This window comes from Burkholderia pulmonis (assembly GCF_984667975.1).
In genome coordinates, this window is the sequence record NZ_OZ480187.1 from 3,249,732 (window position 1) to 3,269,145 (window position 19,414).

The window sequence follows — 19,414 nt, forward strand, 5'->3', positions numbered from 1 at the left end:
TCGATTATCTTTCGATACCTCGGAAGCGCAACATCGATAACGGCAGGTGGGTTATACGACCTTCGTCCGCCAAGTCGAACGCAAGCGCTCGGTCGCTCGCGTGTGCGTTTTGCACCCGACACCGTCCGCCACTCTTCGAGATGGCTGTAATTCGATTGCAGATGCAGGTAAGATCCCACTTGCACCCGCTCGCTCGGCACATCGAGGTAATGATAAATAATTGAACAGACCGAGATGCATTGCTTCCGAATGAGAAAGCGATACAACGCTGTTGCGTCACTATCGTTCGCGGGCACCACAAAGCGAAGGGGACATCGACAATACTCGAAGATCAGCCAAACCCATCGTCAGCATGCGGACCGGCAAACCATGCACTACATACCGCTTGTCCAATATATTGTTCATCGCTATTAGTCGCATTTCACGAGAATGTTCAACTCCCCTCCCGATCTACGCCAGTGGTACTACTTCGTGGCAGTTGCCGAGGAGCGACACTTCGGCCGCGCCGCCGTGCGTCTTTCAATCACCCAGCCGCCCCTCTCACAGGCTATCCGTTCCCTGGAGCGGGAACTGGGCGTCGTTTTGTTTGCGCGCACGAACCGAACGGTTGCGCTAACCCCTGTCGGAGAAGCGTTGCTGCCCGAGGCACGCAAGCTGCTCGCCGAGGCTGAAGCGCTTCCCCGGCTCGCGCAGAGTCTCGCGCGCGGCGAAACCGGGAAACTGTCATTCGCCTTTGTTTCGATTGCCGATTACGGGCTCCTGCCATCGCTGCTACGCGAATTCGGCGCCCGCTATCCGCTGGTGCGATTGCAACTCACCGAAGCGACAAGCGACGTTCAAATAGACGCACTGGCCGCAGGCCACATCGACGCGGGCCTGATCATCCCGCCGGTTTCGCCACGCTACGCGGCTGAACTGTCGTATTTTCCGGTCCTGAGCGAACCGCTTGTGCTCGCGATGCCGGCCGCCGCATCGAACGCCCCCGAGGATGTACCCATTCATCTGCCGGACGTCGCCGCGCTTCCGCTCGTGATTTTTCCGCGGCATCTCGCACCGGCCTTCTACGACACCATTATGGAGTGCTACAGTTCTGCCGGCATCGTTCCGCGCATTGGTCAGGAAGCGATCCAGATGCAGACAATCGTCAGTCTCGTGTCCGCCGGCATGGGCGTCGCCCTGGTCCCGCAATCGCTTCGTAACCTGCGACGTACGGGCGTCATCTACCGCCCTCTGGCGCACGGGCCATCCGTCGTCGAAACGGGTCTTGTCTGGCGGAAAGACGATATCGGGCACGTCCTCGCGAGCTTCATCAACATCGTGCGAACACTCGCACCTCAAACGAGACCGGCTTGATCCCGACAACGGTCAACGCTCGGGACTGATCCGCCAGCCGCTCGCGGTTCAACCAGCAATACACGCATGCATACGCACGCTCGGTCGCTCGATCATGTAGGACACCGGGCATGCCCGGCCATTTGTCGGTGCCATCGCATCCGATCGAGAAGATGGCTTGCTCGCCTATTTTTTCGGGTAGGAACGCAGCACCCCATCCGATAGCAGGCCAACCACGCACGGCATCCGTTGCCAACGCAAAAGAGCCCCGCACAGCGGGGCCCCGTCCCACCAATCCGGTCAGCAACGCCTGCCTGGGTGCGCAACGCAGCCTCCCGCAGCGGGCAGGCTTCGGCTGCCGGTCAGGCCTTGCCGTGCCCCAGCGATCCGGGGCCGGACGAGAATTCGCGCACGCCGTCGCGATTGATGCCGAAGCCGAGGCCCGGCGCATCCGGCAGCGCCAGCGTGCCGTCGTGCTCGGCCGGCAGGCCGGTAAACAGGTTCCGGCAGATCTCCACCGCGACGACGTGCCACTCGACCGACCCGCCGTTCGCGAGCCCGCCGTGCAGGTGCATGTTGTGGAACGGGAACGTGCCGCCGTTGTCGATCGGCACGCCGAACGCCTGCGCGAGCGCGGCCGCGCGCGCCGCGACCGAAAAACCGCCGCACACGCATACGTTGGGCTGCAGGATGTCGACGGATTCGTTCACGAGGAAATCGCGGAACCGGAACAGTTGCCCCTCGCTCTGCCCGGTCGCGACCGGAATGCCGCCGCGCTTTCTCAGGTCGGCGAGCTTGACCGGATCGTTGTCGGCAATCGGCTCCTCGAAGAAGCCGATGTTGCAGTCGGCCACGCGTTCGGCGAGCCGCAGCGCGTGATAGTGATCGAGCCCGCAATTCGCGTCGATATAGATTTCGGCGGCGTCGCCTACCGCATCGCGAACGGCGCGCACGCGCGCCACATCGTCGGCGACGACCTGGTCGAGCGGCCGCCCTTCGTTGCGGCGTGCAAGCGCGTGATAGCCGACGATCATCTTGATGCGCCGGTGCCCGGCACCGACGAGCGCGCGCGCAGCATGGGTCAGTTCACTGCGCTCGAGCGACGCGAAGCCGAACGTCGTATAAAGCGGCACCACCGGGCGCGCGCCGCCCAGCATTTTCCATACCGGCATGCCCGCGATCTTTCCGATCGCATCCCAGACCGCGATGTCGATCGCCGAGATCACGTGCCCCGCATAGCCGGTCTGCCCGCGCGGGCACAGCAGCCAGTAGAGCTTGTCGAGAATCCGCTCGCGCTCGACGACATTCATGCCGACCAGGTTCGGTGCGGCAACGTGATCGATCGCGGCAGCCACGACCGCCTCGTCGGTGATCGCCGTAAAGCCGTGGCCGACCACGCCCTGTGACGTCTCGATTTCGACGATGACGCCCGACAGCTTGCCGGACAACCGGACACCGGCGATCTCGGCGTCGCCGCGCGCGAACACCGGCGTCGCGGTCATTTTCACGATGGTGTGCTGCATGTCTGCTCCGTTTTGTTTTGATGGATGCAACAGAATTTCGTCAGGCCGCGCGTGCGTGCTGCATCACCGGCTCTGCCCGCGACGCAGCACGAACGTCACGCCGATGCCGGTCAGCAATCCCCAGAACGCGCCGCCGATGCCGAAGAACGCATGGCCGGCGATCGTCACGAGGAAGGTCAGGATCGCGGCTTCGCGCGCATCCTTGTCGGTGAATGCGTTGAGCAGCGCGCCGCCGAGCGCGTTCATCAACGCGAGGCCCGCAACGGCTTCGATGATGATCGGCGGGGCGACCGCAATGAAAAGCGTCGCGGCGCTCGCCGCCAGCCCGTACACGATGTACGCGGCGCCGCACACGATACCCGCCCAGTAGCGGCGCGATTCGTCAGGGCCCGCCTCCTCGCCCGCGCACAGCGCGGCGGTGATCGCGGCCAGCCCGATCGGCGGTGCGCCGAACGGCGCGGCCAGCAGGCTGCACAGCCCCGTGGCGGTGAACAGCCGCGACGCTTCGGGCCGGTATCCGTTCACGTTGAGCACCGCGACACCCGGAATGTTCTGCGACGCCATCGTCACGATGAACAACGGCACGGCCACGCTCATCATCGTCGCCACGGAAAACACCGGCGCGACGAGCGCGAGATGCGGCATCATGCCGTCCACACCGACGCTGCCGCCCTTCGCGATGAACGCGATCACGACCAGCGTCGCGACTGCCGCGCACGGCACGGCGAGGATCTTTCTGACCCGCATCATGACGACCCAGACGAGCAGGATCGGCGCGACGTACAGCGGGTACTGTGCGAGCGCATGCACCGGCGCGACGCACAGATTCAGGATGATCCCGGCGAGCATCGCGTTCGCGATCGGCAGCGGAATCCTCGAGATCATGCGGCCGAGCGGCTTCCACAGGCCGGCCAGCGTCAACAGCACGCCCGTCAGCACGAGCGCACCGACCGCCGCCGGATAGCCGCCTTTCACGGCGCCCAGGCCGAGCAGCAGCGCGGCACCGGGCGTCGACCACGCAACGCTGACCGGCATCCGGGTCCGGAAGCTCAGCACGATGCCGGCCAGCCCCATCACGATCGACACCGCCATCAGGCCCGACGCAGCCTGCGCGCGCGTCGCGCCGACGTTCGTCAGCGCATTCACGATCAGCGTGAACGTCGACGCGAACCCGACGAACGATGCCAGCGCTCCTGCGCCGGCCGCACGTGCCGAGAACCCGCGTCCGGTCTTCATTTCCGCGATACTGCTCATCTGTCCTCCGTGGAATGGATTGGATACGGCGGCAACGTCATCGCGCGCCGTGTGCCGGCTCGCCGCACTCCTGGTTCAGCGTTCCGGCGTGATAGGCGGCGAGGAACGCGTCGAAGTTGCCGATCTGCGTGCGCTCCAGATCGGCCTGGCGGCTCAGCGACTCGGCCGCCGTCGCGTCGAATCGCGCCTGCAGGTCGGCCGGCAGCGGTCGCGCGCGAAAATCCCCGGTATGCACGCGCGATTGCCGCATTCCGAACGCAAAGCACGCGCCGCGCGCGTCGTCGCGCAGCGTGTGCAGCGCGTCGAGCACGCGCGCCGACGGCGTCACCCGCGGATCGTCGAGCTTCGCGTATTGCGCATCGAGCGCCGCGGTCGTCCGTGTGTCGCCGCGCTGGAGATCCAGCACGCCGGCCGCCTCGTGAACGCGTGCGAGCAGTTCGTGCGCCCAGGTGCGCAGCGCGACGCGTTCGCCGCCACGCTGCAGCTCGAGCCCCGGCCGCCGGCCCTCCCGTGCAACCGTCGAGAAATTGCGCCGGCAGCTGTCCTGTTCGGTATCCGTGAAGCACGGGCTGTCGTCGAGCGCGCAGAACAGCAGGAATGCATCGACGAAGCGCAGCGTCGTCTCCGATACGCCGTGCGGCGCAAACGGATCGATATCGAGGCACCGCACTTCGACATACTCGACACCGCGGCTGCGCAACGCATCGAGCGGCCGCTCGCCGCTGCGCACCGTGCGCTTGGGACGAATCGCCGAGTAGAACTCGTTCTCCATCTGCAGCAGGTGCGTGCTGAGCTGCAGCCATTCGCCATCGCGCTTCGCACCGATCGCCTGGTACTCGGGACACGGCTGCGCGACGGCCCTCGCGAGCCCTTCCAGATAGGCCGGCAATGCGTCGAGGCACGGTGCGAACGCGCCCTGCACGCGATTCTGGTAGCCGAGGTCGCTCATGCGAAGGCTCGTCGCGTACGGCCGGTACAGCGTCTGCGCATCGAACGTGTCGAGGTCGTGCAGGTCACCCGCGACGAAGCCCGCGCACAGCGCCGGCGACGCGCCGAACAGGTACAGCAGCAGCCAGCCGTAGCGGTGGAAATTGCGGATCAGCGCGAAATAGCCGGCCGAACGCGCGTCGTGCCCGTCGCGGCCGGCCGGCGCGCGCCCGTCGCGCAGCAGCGGCCACACGGCATCCGCGAGCGAATAGTTGTAGTGAATCCCGGCGATGCACTGCATCGCCTTGCCGTAGCGGAACGCGAGCCCGCGCCGGTACACGTGCTTCAGGATGCCGAGGTTCGACGTGCCGTACCACGCGATCGGAATGCGGCGATCGTCGTCGAGCGGGCACGGCATCGACTGGCTCCACAGCAGCTCGTCGCCGATCGCATGGCACGCATAGCGATGCAGCTCGTCGAGCCGCTCGATCACGTCGGCGGCGTCGTGCTGCGGCGGCGTGACGAACTCGAGCAGCGGCTCCGCATAGTCCGTCGTGATCGACGGGTGCGTGAGCGCCGCGCCGAGCGCGCGCGGATGCTGCGTCATCGCGAGCCGGCCGGCGCCATCGACGCGCAGCGTCTCGCGCTCGACGCCGCACAGCCCGTGGCCGAGCAACGGCAGATGGGCCACGTCGCTCAGCACGCCCAGCCGGCGGCGATAGGTCGTCGTCATCCACGTGTGTCTGGGTGAGGCTTCATGGGTCATTACGGTCTCCCGTCACGAATTCGGATGCGGCACCGCTCAGTCGAGCGGGCTCTTCGGCCGCGGCAGGCCGATGTTCTCGCGCAGCGTCGCACCTTCGTAGCGCGTGCGGAACAGGCCGCGCCGTTGCAGCTCCGGCACCACCATCGTCACGAAGTCGTCGTAGCCGTCGGGCACCGTGTAGAACACGACGATGAAGCCGTCGCATGCCTCCGTCATCAGCCACTCCTCCATCTGGTCGGCGATTTCCGACGCCGTGCCGACCATCTCGCCCGTGCCGGATTCGGCTGCACGCTTCGCGAGTTCGCGCACCGTCAGCCCCTCGCGACGCGCCAGTGCCGCCCATTCGCGCTGGTTGCCCTGCCCCTGCTCGGTATGCGGCAGATCGGGCAACGGCTTGTCGGGATCGAATTTCGAGCAGTCGACGCCGAGCCGGATCGACAGGTTCGGAATGTTGCTGTCGACGTGCACGAGATCGTCCATGTAGCGCTTCTTCGCCAGCGCTTCGGCACGCGTGCGGCCGACGTACACCTGGTTCGCGGGCAGGACCTTCAGATGGTCGGGATTGCGTCCGGCCGCGACCGCGCGCGACTTCACGTCGCGATAGAACGCGCGGCCCGTCTCGATGCTGCGTGCGTTGCCGAACACGAGATCGGCCGATCGCGCGGCCATGTCGCGTGCCTCCTCGGACGCCCCGGCGAGCGCGATCACCGGCCAGCCCTGGACCGGCCGCGCGACGTTGAGCGGCCCCTTCACCGAGAAGAACTTGCCCTTGTGGTTGAGCGGCCGGATCCGGTCGAGATCGGAGAACACGCCGGCTTCCTTGTCCATCACGAGCGCATGATCGGACCAGCCGTCCCACAGCCCCGTCACGACCTGGAAGAACTCTTCCGCGCGCTCGTAGCGCTCCGCGTGCCGCAACGCGGTCTCGAGCCCGAAATTGAGCGCGGCTTCCGGATTGACGGTCGTGACGATGTTCCAGCCCGCGCGCCCGCCGCTCAGGTGATCGAGCGACGCGAAACGGCGTGCGAGCAGGTATGGATCCTCGTAGCTCGTCGTGCCGGTCGCGATCAGGCCGATGCGGTCGGTGCACGCGGCGATCGCCGACAGCATCACGAGCGGGTCGTACGACGTGATCGTGCCGCTGCGCTTGAGCGCGTTCGGCGGCATCGGCATCACCGCGAGATGGTCGGCCGTGAAGACCGCGTCGAAGCATGCATGCTCGAGCTTCTGCGCGAGCGACCGGATGATCGGCCAGTTGAAGTTTGCGAGCGTCGGCGCATTCGGATGCCGCCACCATGCGGTGTGCAGGCAGATCGGTCGCATGAATCCACCCAGGCAGAGTTGCTTCGTCATACGGGGTTCCTCGTCGTCGGAATGAGGCGCAATGCGTGCGGGCCGCGCGTGGCGCGGCCCGTCAGCGCGCGTCGTTGAAGCGGGCGAAGCCGGCCTCGAGATCGCCGATCAGGTCGTCGGCGTTTTCGAGACCGATGTGAAAGCGCACGCACGGGCCGCCCGGGTCCCAGTGCGATGCGGTGCGATAGGCCGAGCAGTCGAACGGCATCGCGAGGCTTTCGTAGCCGCCCCACGAATAGCCGAGCCCGAAATAGGCCAGCCCTTCGAGCAACGCGGCGACGGCCTGCGCAGGCGCCGGCCGCAGCACGACGGAGAACAGCCCGGTCGCGCCGCTGAAGTCGCGCGCCCACAGCGCATGCCCGGGATCGTCCTCGAGCGCCGGATAGCAGACCCGCCGCACTTCCGGGCGTGCCGCGAGCCAGCGCGCCACGCGCAGCGCATTCGCCTGGTGCTGGCGAATCCGCACGCCGAGCGTGCGCAACCCCCGCAGCGCGAGAAACGCATCGTCCGAGCCGATGCACTGCCCCGTGTCCCGCTGGTACTGCTCGAGCGCGGCCAATGCGCGCGCCGATGCCGACACCATGCCGATCATCACGTCGGCGTGGCCGGCGAGATACTTGGTGCCGGCCTGGATCACGAGATCGGCGCCGTGCGCGAACGCATCGAAGAACAGCGGCGTCGCCCACGTGTTGTCGAACAGCACCACCAGCCCGCGGTCGTGCGCGAGTGCGGCGAGCGCCGGAACGTCGCACATCTCCATGCTCTGCGATGCCGGGGCCTCGAGATACAACGCCCGCGTGTTCGGCCGGATCAGCGCGGCGAGCGTGTCGACCGACGCGCACGGATCGAAGTACGTGGTCTCGATGCCCGCGCGCCGCAGCACGCCGTCGCACAGCTGCCGGGCCGGCCGGTACACCGCGTCCGTCATCAGCAGGTGATCGCCGGCCGACAGGCATGACGACAGTGCGGTCGTGATTGCGGCCAGCCCCGACGGGCACAGCACGACACCGGCGCCATGATCGAGCGCAAGCACCGCGTCCTGCAGCGCCGCGGTCGTCGGCGTGCCGCGCCGGCCGTAAACGTAGGGCTGCGTGTAGCCGAGCAGATCGGCCACGCTCGGCGCGAGCACGGTGGAGCCGCGATAAACGGGCGGATTGACGAAGCCGTGGTGCGCGGCCGGCGTGCGGCCGCCCGTGACGAGCACGGTGTCGACCTGCGCGTCGGCTGCTGCCGGCCGGATCGGGGCGGGCCGCATGATCACCCCTTCACGATGCGCACCGCGCCGCGCGCGGCGCTGGTGGTCATCGCCGCATACGCGCGCAACGCCCCCGACACGCGGCGCTGCCGCTTCTCCGGCTGCCACGCGCGTTCGCCGCGCTCTTCCATCGCCGCGCGACGACGCTGCAGCTCGTCGTCGCCGACGACGACACGGATCGAGCGGTTCGGGATGTCGATTTCGATCACGTCGCCGTCCTCGATCAGGCCGATCTCGCCGCCTTCGGCCGCCTCCGGCGACACGTGCCCGATCGACAGCCCGGACGAGCCGCCCGAGAAGCGGCCGTCGGTAATCAGCGCACACTGCTTCGCGAGCCCCTTCGACTTCAGGTAGCTGGTCGGATACAGCATTTCCTGCATCCCGGGCCCGCCTCGCGGCCCCTCGTAGCGGACGATCACGACGTCGCCCGGCCCGACCGCGCCGCCAAGGATGCCCTCGACCGCTTCCTCCTGCCCTTCGAACACACGGGCGGTGCCGGAAAAGCTCAGCATCCCGCCATCGACGCCGACGGTCTTCACGATGCAGCCGTCGCGTGCGATGTTGCCGAACAGCACGGCGAGCCCGCCGTCACGCGAGAACGCGTGCTCGGCGTCGCGAATGCAGCCGGCCTTGCGGTCGAGATCGAGCTCGTCGTAGCGGTTGTCCTGGCTGAACGCGACGTGCGACCGCACACCGCCCGGCGCCGCGCGATAAAAGCGCGCGACCGAATCGACACGATTGCGCATCACGTCCCAGCGCGCGAGCATATGCGCGACGCTCGGCGCGTGGACCGTCGGCAGCGTCGTGTTCAGCAGCCCCGCGCGATCCAGCTCGCCCATGATCGCGATCACGCCGCCGGCGCGATGCACGTCCTCCATGTGCACGTCCTGCACGGACGGCGCGACCTTGCACAGCACCGGCACGCGGCGCGACAGCCGGTCGATGTCGGCCATCGTGAACGGCACTTCACCTTCATGCGCGGCGGCCAGCAGATGCAGCACCGTGTTCGTCGAGCCGCCCATCGCGATGTCGAGCGTCATTGCATTTTCGAACGCTTCGCGCGTCGCGATCGAACGCGGCAGCACGCTCGCATCGTCCTGCTCGTAGTAGCGGCGCGCGAGATCGACGATCACGCGACCGGCCTCGAGGAACAGCCGCTTGCGTTCCGCATGCGTCGCGAGCACCGAGCCGTTGCCCGGCAACGCGAGCCCGAGCGCCTCGGCCAGGCAGTTCATCGAATTCGCGGTGAACATGCCCGAGCACGAGCCGCAGGTCGGGCAGGCGACGTTCTCGACTGCGCGCACTTCGTCGTCCGATATCTGCTCATCGGCGGCCACCACCATCGCGTCGATCAGGTCGAACGACCGCCGCTTGCCGCGGAAGGTCAGCTTGCCGGACTCCATCGGGCCGCCCGACACGAAGATCACCGGAATGTTGAGGCGCATCGCGGCCATCAGCATCCCCGGCGTGATCTTGTCGCAGTTCGAGATGCACACCATCGCATCCGCGCAGTGCGCGTTGACCATGTATTCGACGCTGTCGGCGATGAGTTCGCGCGACGGCAGGCTGTACAGCATGCCGTCGTGACCCATCGCGATGCCGTCATCGATCGCGATCGTGTTGAATTCCTTCGCGACCGCGCCGGCCGCTTCGATCTCGCGCGCGACGAGCTGGCCGAGATCCTTCAGGTGGACGTGGCCCGGCACGAACTGCGTGAACGAGTTGACGACCGCGATGATCGGCTTGTCGAAATCAGCGTCGGTCATTCCGGTGGCGCGCCACAGGCTGCGCGCACCGGCCATGTTGCGTCCGTGGGTGGAAGTACGTGAACGATAGGTAGGCATCGTGATCCTCGGTTGATTCGGTTCGAAAAGGTCGGCGGCCGGCAAGCGGCCCGCCGTCAGTGCGGCCTGCCGGCCCCACCCCAGTTGTTGTCGTTCTTCGCGAGCGTCGGCAGCACGAACGACAGGATCTTTCGCCGGTCGAGATCGGACGACACGCTGAGCTTGTATTCGAGCGCGGTCAGCTTGATCACGATGGACCTGAGCGCCTGGGTCAGGCGTTCGTAGCCCCCTTCGAAATAGAGTGTTTCGCCGCGCTGCGCGATCACGCCGTGACGAGACAGGTAATGGAACAGCGCGACGGACGAGCGCGCGTCGTAGTTGTCGAGCGGCGGCGCCTGCAGCGGGTAGCGGATCAGGCGCTCGGCCAGGATGTACTGGATCGATGCGCGCAGCACGCGGTCGTCCGAGCGCAGCCGGAACAGCGCGAGGATCGACAGGATGTCGACGCGCAACTCCTCCGCGCCCGCGCCGTTGCGCGTGCTCTTCGCATCGAGGTACTCGGGAATCGGCAGGAAGCCGGTGCGATGGTGGTATTCGTGCAGATGCACCCAGATCGCGCTGGCCTGCGTCAGCAGTTCGTCGTCGGCCGCGAGCAGATCCGGAAAGGCCGTCGGCGACCATCTCGCTTCGATCGCCGGGCGCGTGTACCGTTTGAAGCGCTCGACGAACTTGTCGATGAAGTAATACGCCTTGTGATACGCGTGCAGATCGGCGTCGATGAAGTTTTCGCCGAACACGGCAACCGCCAGCGGATTGCGGAAGCCGTCCGTGCACATGCGGATCTGCACCGGCAGCGCATTGCCGTCCGGCGCGACGGCAAGCACGCTCGGCGGAATCGGCACGGGTGCGATAGCGGCCGCCTCGAGGAACGCGTCGGCGTTGTACGGCACGTCGAAGAACCCGAGGATGAAGCTCGGATCAACCGAGTACGTGAGGTCCAGCAGGCGCCCCGATGCGAGGCAGCGATTTTCCAGCGTCACGAGCAGCGCGCGCACGTGCGGGTTGTCGGCATAGTCGCCGAGGTGCGTCCGTGCGCATTGGGCAATGCGCGTGACGTCGGTGCGAAAGCCGCCCGCGAGGATCTCGCTGCGGCAGCGGTTGGTGGCTTGTACGATTTCGCGTTTCATGTCGGTCGTCCTGTCGGCGCGCGTCGTTACACGACGCGGAATTCGCGCTGCAGATAGACGAGCGCGTCGTCGTCGGGCGCCGCGCAATGCAGCGACACCACTTCGCCCACGAGCAGCTCGTGCGTCGCGGCGCTCATCGATGCCACGAGCCGGCAGTCGAGCGCGATGCGCGCACTCGCCAGCACCGGCGCGCGCGTCGCGAGCGTGCTCCATTCGCCCACCGAGAAGCGCTCGTCGCGCGCGTGCGCGGTGCGGCCCGCGAACACGTCGGCGAGAAACCGGTCGGCCGCGCCGAGCGTGTTCACGCAGAACACCTCGTTCGCGATCAGCCGCTGCGCCGACACGCTGTCTCGATTGACCGACACCAGCACCGTCGGCGGTGCATCGGACACCGACAGCACGGCAGTCGCCGTCATGCCGCAGCGTCCTGCCGGCCCGTCGCTCGTGAGTAGGTGAACCGCCGACGCCACGCGGCACATCGCGTCGCGAAAGCGTTGCGGCGAAGCGCCGATCGACGGGTCGGTGAACAGCGCGGGTTCGTTATGGATCATGTTCTGTCTCCGGGATGCATTGGGGATGGCCGCGCACCGCGCTACCGGTTCACCAGCGCCTTCGGCAGCGACAACGCGAGCAGCCCGCCCAGCGCCATGCAGCCGGCCATCATGTAGAGGCCCGCATCGTTCGATCCGGTCACCTGCTTGAGCAGCCCCATCAGATAGGGGCCGAGGAATCCCGCGAGATTGCCGATCGAGTTGATCATCGCGATCCCGGCGGCCGCCGCGGTGCCGCCGAGGAAAGCGGTCGGCAAGCTCCAGAACAATGGAATCGCGGTGAGGATGCCCATCGTCGCGAGCGTCAGCGCCGCGATCGCGAGCCCGGTCTGATGCGCCCATCCGACCGCGAGCACGAGCCCGACCGTGCCCATCGCGCCAGGCACCGCCAGGTGCCAGCGCCGCTCGCGCTGCCGGTCCGAACTGCGCGCGATCGCGATCATCGCCAGCACCGCCAGCGCGTACGGCACCGTCGACAGCAGCCCGATCGTCAGTGGATCGGCCACGCCGGTCGCATGAATGAGCGTCGGCAGCCAGAACCCGACGCCATACAGTCCGATGACGAACGAGAAGTAGATCGCGCACATCAGCCAGACGCGCGGATTCACCATCACGGCACCCAGCGACAGATGGGACTTGACGGCTTCCTCCGCGTTCACGTTGCGCTCGAGCAGCGCGCGCTCGTCGTCGCTCAACCATTTCGCCTGTGCGATCCCGTCGTCGAGCAGCGCATAGACGAGCACGCCGGCGACGATCGACGGCAACCCTTCGAGCAGGTACAGCCACTGCCAGCCGTGCCAGCCGTTGAGCCCGTCGAACGCCTTCAGGATGTAGCCGGACACCGGGCCGCCGACGACACCCGACAGCGCCACGGCCGTCATGAAGACCGTCGTCATCCGTCCGCGCCGGTGCGCCGGATACCAGTAGGTCAGGTACAGGATCACGCCCGGAAAGAACCCTGCCTCGGCGGCGCCGAGCACGAAACGCATCGCGTAGAACGCCGTCGGCGTCGTGACGAACATCGTCAGTGCGGATATCACGCCCCACGTCACCATGATCCGCGCGATCCAGACCCGTGCGCCGACACGATGGAGAATCAGGTTGCTCGGTACTTCGAAGATGAAGTAGCCGAAGAAGAAGATGCCGGCGCCGAGCCCGTAGGCCGCGTCGGACAGCCCGAGATCGCCGGCCATCTGCAGCTTCGCGAAGCCGACGTTGACCCGGTCGAGATACGACACGAGATAGCAGAACAGCAGCAGCGGCATCAGCCGCCACGCCACCTTGCGATAGGCGGCTTCCTCCGAAACCCGCAATGCGGGCGATACGGCCGATACAAGCGTCTCCATGATTTTTCCTTTCTTTCGATCGGTTATTTTTTATTGCGCACGGCTTCCGGATTCCGGCGCGCGCCGCTCGGCATCGGCCCGCGTCGTCCCGCGCGGGCGACCGCAGTCATCACGTTCGGGCGCGCAGGATGCCGCGGGCCGCACGCCTGCGTGCGGCGTCCGTTCAGCGGCTCGTCGAATCCGGTTCGGGTACTGCGGATCAGGTGCGCATCGGTGTCGCGATGGCCGATCGCGACGGTGCGGTGTGCCGGGGGGCTCGTTGTACGTCGTTGTGCCCGGGAACTGCGTCGCCGGCAGGATGGAACGCGCGCAGCGCGCGCGGGTAGTCGAAAGCGTTCTTCATGTTCGGCCTTTTGCTCACATGCCCGCTTAGGGCTCCTTTACAACGTTCGTCGACGTTCGAAGTCGAGAACGCACCGCTGGACCGGACGCCCTTGTGGAGCCTCCGGTACCGTGATTCCATCCGGCGCGCACGGCGCGCCGTCACTGCATGGCTGGCGGGCGATCGCGCAATCCGGCGATGTAGGCGACCGTGTTGTCCCGATACGACGTCGACACGCCCGCATCGGCCAGCCCGCGCACCAGCAGGTCGCGATAGCGCGCACTCGGCGCAGCGTCGCGGTCGAGCGTGACCGCACCGCGATACGTCAGCGCGTGCACGCGCCGCCCACTCGGCGCCGACACCTCGACCGCGCACCGTACGTAGCGCCCGAGATGCACGCCTTCGCGGCGCTCCAGCGCGGCGAGCAGGCTCATCGGCAACCGGTACAGCGCCCCCTCGACGATCGCGCCGGCGGCCGGTTCGATGTTCGCGCAGCAGACCGGCTCGTTGAGCGACGCGTAGTTGAAGGCGAGGCGGTGATCATCGAGCCGCGCCGCGCCCGCGAAATACGGCGCCGCGTCGCATCCGAGCGAGGCCGACAAGCTCGCGAGATTCATGCACGAGCCATACGCGAAATACGTGAAATGCTCGCCGCTCAGCAGGATTTCCGTCGTCATCGTGTCGCGTCCCGGTTCGTGACGTTCGAGGCTGGGCCGGTGCGCATCAGCACAACGAACCCGCGGCGCGCGGCGCGCCCAGCACGTAGTGGTCGTAGATCGCCGCGACCGACGCGATCGAGTCGAGCACGAAGTCGCCGATCGGGATCTCGATCCTGAGCGTCTGCTCGATGAACAACACGAAGTGCACGAGCGACAGCGAATCGAGCAGGTTGGCATCGAGCAGATTCGTCTGCGCCGTCACACGTGCCGGGGCGCCCGGATCGATACCGGCCAGAAACGTCTTCACGCTGTCGATCAATTCGTCGAGACTCATCATCCGCATCACGATCACGCTCCAGAAACCTTCGTTCGTCCCGTCCCGCATGCATCGCGCCCGCTGGCGACGTCCGCATCGAGCCGCACTATCCTTCACATCGTCTTTCGTTTTTGACTTTCGATCGGGCGTCATGCACCATGCGACGCGTCGACACGACAACCCGGTCAGCTTCCCGATTCATATAAATAGGACACTTAACCAATATGAAAACTCATACGTTGTTCTACTGCCCCGGCCACCTGTCATTTGCACCGCACGTCATCCTGCGCGAGCTCGGCGCGCCGTTCGAACTCGCACTCGTCTCGATCAAGGACGGTGCGACGCAGAGCGCCGAATTCCGGCAGCTCAACCCGAAAGGCAAGGTGCCCGTGCTGCACACCGGCGACGACGTGCTGACCGAGTCGTCCGCGATCCTGCTCTATCTCGGCATGCGCTACCCCGAGGCCCGGCTGCTGCCCGATACCGCGATGGGTGTCGCTCGTGCCGTCGAGTGGATGAACTGGCTCGCGTCAGTGCTGCCCGGGACGGTCGCGCTCAATTTCCATCCGTCGCGCTTCAGCGACGACACGGCTGCTCACGACGGTATCCGTGCGAAAGGGCGTACCGGCATCCTCGCCGCGTACGCGCAGATCGACGAACGGCTCGCCGCGCACGACTGGGCGCTCGGCGAGCATTACTCGATTGTCGATCCGATGCTGCTGATCTTTTTCAAATGGGGGAACATGCTGAAGCTCGACATGCGCGGGTTCGCGCATTGGGCGGCGCATACGGAGCGCATGCTCCGCCGCCCTGCCGTCGCGACCGCGCTGTCGGTCGAACAGATCTCGGTCTGGGCGTAATGGCGAAACCGGGTCGGGCATGTGCCCGATCCGGAGTGCTGCCCGCGTCCGTCGCGTCTCCTTCATCTTCTCAGGTCCTTTTCGCCGCTTTTCTTTCTCTGTTGCCCCGGCCTGGCCCACGGACATTGTTTTCAATGCCCGGCCGACCCGTGCCACGACTCCGGGAACAGGAGCCGCGACCGCAATCGTGAATGGCGTTCGCTCGCGTCACGTTGCCCTTCGGCACAATTTCCGCAATCACGGCGAATGCGTGAACAATGCAGCATCCATTTCGAGACGTCCAATATATTTTCGACAACCGATTGAGTCGCGGAAAGTATCAATCCGACGATTCCAGCCTCGTCGGAAGCAATCACGCACCCTCTCGCTGATCACCAAACACGACAAACGGATCGGCTGGCATGTAGATGCGGGGCAACGTGTTGAAAAGCGGGGCATCTTTTCTGACAGACAACAACGACTGTGGAATCTCAGAAAAGCTGTCTTGGGCCACGAAAATTCTTGGAAAAGTCGTCTCTGGGAATATCAGGGCCCTGCCCAGTCCCTCGACTGAATTTGACGACAAGCAGCGCCACAGACGGGGGTCTCAGCGACCACCATCGTCGACACCGCCTAGGCTACAAATGTGCGAATAGTGTGCACACGGACCAACCTGCCATGAGCCCTGATCTGGCCCGAGATTCAACGCCGCCCGTCGATTTCGACCAGTTCATAGCGTCCTTGAGGGACCCGAAAAATGCTGCGCCTGTCGTCTCGGTACGGCGCTTCGCAGCCGCCTTGCATATCGATATGCAGACACTCGCGCGACTGGCACATGTTCATGCGTAATACGCCGGGCCGTCTGGCGGGTTCCGAAAGCGTACAGAAGTGCCTTCGGGAAGCGCTCAGAATTATTCGAGCCGCAACCGACATCTCCGGCGAACTGCACAGCGCGCTCTTCTGGTATCGCAATGCCCCTTTGCCGATCTTCGACTACAAAACTGCAGAACAACTCGTATCCGAAGGACGCACCGAAGACCTACTGCGCTACGTCACATTGCTAGCGGCCGGGGCAGCCGGGTGGCACCGCAAGGCACGCATTGCAGGCCGCCAAAACTCCAGCGACTCTTGCGATGTAGCCGGTCAGGTTTGGCGAAAGAAAACAGGAAGCAGGACTTATCGGACTGGACGTTGTTCCGCGGTTTGTTCACGCCCCACCTCTTCATGAGCCCGCTCAACGAGCGGGCATTGTCGTTTCTGCGACATTCGGCTTGATGGCTCCCAGTTCCCGCCGGGGCGACGTGACAATACATCAATGAAATATTTCTCGGACGGGTGCGGTGCCAAGCGTAGCGAATAGCGCTCGCTACTGCTGAATGACGGCATTCTTCAGCAAGCCACCGACGAATTCCGCGCTGGCCTTCTCGAGCGCGAGCGCCTGCAATTGCTGCTGGATCGTCGCCTTGACAGCGTTGAACGCCGGCACCTGCGTCGGCCGCTTCGCATCGAGCTTGACGATCGCCCGCGCATTGCCGATCGCGATCGAGTCCGGCGTAACGGCGCCGACCGGCAGCGTTACCAGCGCCTGCGCGACAGCCAGCGGTAACCCAGCAGTCTGCCCGTCCACAGCCGGTGTCTTGAAGCTCACCCATGCCAGCTCGCCCCCGGCGTCGCGACTCGGCGCGAGACTGTACTGCCGTGCGAGCGCGTCGAACGAGGTTCCGGACTTCAGCTGGGCGAGCACGGTCGCCGCTGTCGCGACATCCTTCACGGCAATCAAGCGCGGCTTGTATTCATCCTTGCCGAGCGACGCGACGATCTCGTCGTAGCGTGCCTTGACTTGCGCGTCCGTCACCGGTGCGGGCTTCACGTTGTCTTTCAAATACAGTTGCGTCTCGGCGTTTGCCTTCGCCACCTGCATCGCGGCCTGGACTTCGGGCTTTGCGCCGTAGTTCGCTTTTTCTGCTGCCTGCTGAATCAACACGCGCGTGACGAGCTGATTCTTGATTGCCTGCCGAAGTTTCGGCGTGTCAGGTTGGTGCGACGCCCGCAAGACGGCATCGATTTCGGCTTGCGTAATCGACGTACCGTTGACGATTGAAGCAGTACCCGTCGGCAAGGCCGACGTCTGGGCTTGTGCCATGCATCCCAAGCCCAGATACAACGCGGATGCAGCAAGAACGGACTTCCAGTGCGGGATATTCATTTACATATTCCAGTTCAAGGTTCCAAGTACGAGCGTCGCTTTCGAGCCGAGTGCGGCGGGCTGCGTCAGCGCACGGCCGACGAGCAGTTCGCCCGACAGCATTTGCTTGTGCCATTGCCATTGAGCACGCAGGCCCGCGCCAATACCGGCCAGCGTCGGAAAGCCCGAGCTTGCGATCAGGTTCGCCTTGCCGGCATCGAGAAACAGGTAAGGTTCGATTCGGCCGTCCTTCCACGCCGGCGCATTCACCCACGCGAGCTAGTTGCGCGAATAGAAGCCGCGATCGCCGGCGATTTCGCCCGAGCGAAAGCCGCGAATCGTGTCCATGCCGCCCAAATACAGTTGCTCCGAGCCGAACAGCGCGACGTTCGTGAACTGCCCGCCGAGCGACCCGCGATAGGCCAGCATCGCGGATCCCAGCTTCGGCAGCGGCAACGTGAATGCCGCGGTCGCATCGAGCTTCGTGAACTGACTGTGTGCGTCGTCACGCGTGATCCCTTGACCATCATGGTTTGCGCCGAGCCACGGCAGACCCTGTGACAGCCCTGCGCTCGCTGTGAAGTTGCCCTGCGCGTCGTTCATCACGAACTTGTGCAGCCAGTTACCGCCCAAGCGAAACACCGCGACGCGCTGCGGATCGAGATCGATTCCGTTGACCTCCCGGTCGGTGCGGCGCCACGAAAGCGTCGCATCTACGCTCGTGATGTCACTCACGCTGCGGCTGACCAGGTAGTTCCAGCCGAAGATGTGAGACAGCGTCCGGCCATATTCCAGCGCGGTCGTGCCGATCAATTGCTGGTACTCCGAATCGGAAACCGTGTAGCTGAACGTGTGGCGGCCGAACGGTATCGCGAACGAGCCAACGAGCGCATTGCTGTCGAGGCTGTCGAGGAAGTTCACGCTCAGCGATTCCTGCAGGCCGAGCAGATTGTCGGCCTCGACGCCCGCGCGATAACGCGTGACACCTGTGGCCGAACTGCCGTAATTGTCGACACCCAGGTTGTAGTAGAGGCGATCACCCGATTTATTGGTGATATCAACCAGCGATTCACCCGGGCTTTGGCCCGGCAGGATCTGCACTGTTGCCTGATTGCGGCGCAGGCGGTTGATCTGGGCGACACCCTGGTCGATGTCCGACAGGCGCAGTGGATCGCCGGGTGACGTCGGGAATGCGTTCTCGTAGCCGGCGTCCGTGAGCCAGCCACCACCGGCTGAAGCCTCGCCCGCCTTGAGGCGATGAACCGGCTTCCCGTTGACCAGGAAGTCCGCGATCCGCCCAACCTGAATCGTCACCTTGAGGGTGCCTGACGCGAGGTTCTGGGGGCCGAGCAACGCACGGGTCGTCACGAATCCGGACTCGACGAACACATCGGTCAGCCGTTTCAGCAGCACGTTGATCCGGTGCGAGCCGAGATCGTGGCCGGCAAAGAGGGTCGCGACTGCATCCAGCTTCGCGCGCGAGACGCCGCCGGGCGGCTCGAACGGATTGCCGTCGGCGGTTTGCAGCACGATCCGTTGCACCGGAAAGGTCGGCCCGGTTTCCACGATCGCGTCGACAGGCGTACCGGGTGGAATCTCGAGCGTCGTTTCCGAGGTCGGTGCGATCGTGATCGACGCCGGTGGCTGCTCGAGCTGACGTTGCCGCGCCTGCTCGCGCTGCTGATCAATGATCAGTTGCGCGGGGTCCTGCACCGGACGAGGCGTTGGCGCGGGCGATGTCTGGGCGAACACGGGAACATGCAGCACGGCGACGGCCGGGATCGTGCCCAGCCATTGTTTGAGCGAAATGCGCAT

The 19,414-nt window shown here is 65.5% G+C and carries 14 protein-coding genes and 2 pseudogenes; 3 read left to right on the forward strand and 13 right to left on the reverse strand.

Annotation, left to right across the window (positions count from 1 at the left end; all coding sequences use genetic code 11):
• Positions 1 to 429 precede the first annotated feature (429 nt).
• On the forward strand, positions 430 to 1,353 hold the full coding sequence (locus AC5LXK_RS31370; protein WP_493392533.1) for a LysR family transcriptional regulator: 924 nt from the start codon (positions 430 to 432) through the stop codon (positions 1,351 to 1,353).
• 341 nt (positions 1,354 to 1,694) lie between these two features.
• Here AC5LXK_RS31370 and AC5LXK_RS31375 read toward each other — a convergent pair whose 3' ends face one another.
• The 11 genes from AC5LXK_RS31375 to AC5LXK_RS31425 all read right to left on the reverse strand — a co-directional run bounded on the left by AC5LXK_RS31375 (position 1,695) and on the right by AC5LXK_RS31425 (position 14,644).
• Positions 1,695 to 2,855: a mandelate racemase/muconate lactonizing enzyme family protein gene (locus tag AC5LXK_RS31375; RefSeq protein WP_493392534.1), complete on the reverse strand. Its 1,161-nt coding sequence runs from the start codon at positions 2,853 to 2,855 to the stop codon at positions 1,695 to 1,697.
• 63 nt (positions 2,856 to 2,918) lie between these two features.
• On the reverse strand, positions 2,919 to 4,109 hold the full coding sequence (locus AC5LXK_RS31380; RefSeq protein WP_493392535.1) for a benzoate/H(+) symporter BenE family transporter: 1,191 nt from the start codon (positions 4,107 to 4,109) through the stop codon (positions 2,919 to 2,921).
• A gap of 37 nt (positions 4,110 to 4,146) precedes the next feature.
• The gene (gene gshA / locus AC5LXK_RS31385; protein WP_493394093.1) at positions 4,147 to 5,769 is read right to left on the reverse strand and encodes a glutamate--cysteine ligase; all 1,623 of its coding nucleotides are present in this window, start codon (positions 5,767 to 5,769) and stop codon (positions 4,147 to 4,149) included.
• A gap of 69 nt (positions 5,770 to 5,838) precedes the next feature.
• Entirely contained in the window at positions 5,839 to 7,155 is a 1,317-nt protein-coding gene (locus AC5LXK_RS31390; protein WP_493392536.1) for an LLM class flavin-dependent oxidoreductase, read from the reverse strand.
• Between the two features lie 61 nt (positions 7,156 to 7,216).
• Positions 7,217 to 8,410 carry a cystathionine beta-lyase gene (gene metC / locus AC5LXK_RS31395; RefSeq protein WP_493392537.1) on the reverse strand — a complete coding sequence of 398 codons (1,194 nt, stop codon included), beginning with the start codon at positions 8,408 to 8,410 and terminating at the stop codon, positions 7,217 to 7,219.
• Between the two features lie 2 nt (positions 8,411 to 8,412).
• On the reverse strand, positions 8,413 to 10,254 hold the full coding sequence (gene ilvD / locus AC5LXK_RS31400; protein WP_493392538.1) for a dihydroxy-acid dehydratase: 1,842 nt from the start codon (positions 10,252 to 10,254) through the stop codon (positions 8,413 to 8,415).
• Between the two features lie 56 nt (positions 10,255 to 10,310).
• Positions 10,311 to 11,381 carry a DUF6421 family protein gene (locus AC5LXK_RS31405; RefSeq protein WP_493392539.1) on the reverse strand — a complete coding sequence of 357 codons (1,071 nt, stop codon included), beginning with the start codon at positions 11,379 to 11,381 and terminating at the stop codon, positions 10,311 to 10,313.
• A gap of 26 nt (positions 11,382 to 11,407) precedes the next feature.
• On the reverse strand, positions 11,408 to 11,932 hold the full coding sequence (locus AC5LXK_RS31410) for a flavin reductase (RefSeq protein WP_493392540.1): 525 nt from the start codon (positions 11,930 to 11,932) through the stop codon (positions 11,408 to 11,410).
• A gap of 41 nt (positions 11,933 to 11,973) precedes the next feature.
• The gene (locus AC5LXK_RS31415; RefSeq protein ID WP_493392541.1) at positions 11,974 to 13,278 is read right to left on the reverse strand and encodes an MFS transporter; all 1,305 of its coding nucleotides are present in this window, start codon (positions 13,276 to 13,278) and stop codon (positions 11,974 to 11,976) included.
• A 483-nt stretch (positions 13,279 to 13,761) separates the two neighbouring features.
• Positions 13,762 to 14,277 carry a gamma-glutamylcyclotransferase family protein gene (locus AC5LXK_RS31420; protein WP_493392542.1) on the reverse strand — a complete coding sequence of 172 codons (516 nt, stop codon included), beginning with the start codon at positions 14,275 to 14,277 and terminating at the stop codon, positions 13,762 to 13,764.
• Between the two features lie 46 nt (positions 14,278 to 14,323).
• Positions 14,324 to 14,644, reverse strand: a complete 321-nt coding sequence (locus tag AC5LXK_RS31425) for an acyl carrier protein (protein WP_493392543.1) — start codon at positions 14,642 to 14,644, stop codon at positions 14,324 to 14,326.
• 155 nt (positions 14,645 to 14,799) lie between these two features.
• Here AC5LXK_RS31425 and AC5LXK_RS31430 point away from each other — a divergent pair, with 155 nt between their 5' ends.
• Both AC5LXK_RS31430 and AC5LXK_RS31435 read left to right on the forward strand, forming a co-directional pair.
• Positions 14,800 to 15,435 (forward strand): glutathione S-transferase family protein, encoded by a 636-nt coding sequence (locus AC5LXK_RS31430; RefSeq protein ID WP_059238139.1) that lies wholly within the window; start codon positions 14,800 to 14,802, stop codon positions 15,433 to 15,435.
• Between the two features lie 657 nt (positions 15,436 to 16,092).
• Positions 16,093 to 16,495 (forward strand): annotated as a pseudogene (locus AC5LXK_RS31435) (DUF2384 domain-containing protein); the annotation flags it as partial.
• A gap of 285 nt (positions 16,496 to 16,780) precedes the next feature.
• On the opposite strand, the gene AC5LXK_RS31440 reads toward AC5LXK_RS31435, so the two are convergent.
• The gene (locus AC5LXK_RS31440; RefSeq protein ID WP_493392544.1) at positions 16,781 to 17,620 is read right to left on the reverse strand and encodes a peptidylprolyl isomerase; all 840 of its coding nucleotides are present in this window, start codon (positions 17,618 to 17,620) and stop codon (positions 16,781 to 16,783) included.
• Positions 17,621 to 19,414: pseudogene (locus tag AC5LXK_RS31445) on the reverse strand (ShlB/FhaC/HecB family hemolysin secretion/activation protein). It lies immediately after the preceding gene.